This is a genomic window from Xanthobacter autotrophicus, from assembly GCF_030015065.1.
Classification (GTDB): domain Bacteria; phylum Pseudomonadota; class Alphaproteobacteria; order Rhizobiales; family Xanthobacteraceae; genus Xanthobacter; species Xanthobacter autotrophicus_D.
In genome coordinates, this window is sequence record NZ_JAIVFN010000512.1 from 1 (window position 1) to 405 (window position 405).

At 68.6% G+C, this 405-nt stretch carries 1 pseudogene; it reads right to left on the reverse strand.

Annotated features, from left to right (window positions below):
* A pseudogene (locus K9U40_RS24280) lies at positions 1 to 391 on the reverse strand (glycosyltransferase family 2 protein); the annotation flags it as partial.
* Positions 392 to 405 lie beyond the last annotated feature (14 nt).

Below are 405 nucleotides of genomic sequence, written 5' to 3' on the forward strand. Positions count from 1 at the left end.
GGATGCTGTCGAGGGTCTGCCGGATGAACCGGGCCTGGTTGTAGGTGATGCACAGGACCGACACGACCGGCCGGTTCCATTCCGGAACCGGCTCGGCCTCGGCGCGCGCGCGGATCCAGGCCGCGAACGGGTTGGCGAAGGTGCCGTCGAAGCTTTCGTCCGGCTCGGCGGTGGAGTCCGCCCGCGGCTGCCGCCCGAGCCGAGCGCCGTATTTAACGTAATGCTCCAGCGGCGAGAGGTCGGTCAGGCCGACATCGGGATAGCGCGCCGCGTACCAGATGTGGTCGAACCGGCCGCTGCGATAGATCGTCGAGAAATCGTCCTGCCACGGCTCCAGGGCGGGCGTCGCCGTGCTCGCACCCGGCGCGGCGTCTCCTGCACCGTCCTGCATCGATCAGATTCCTC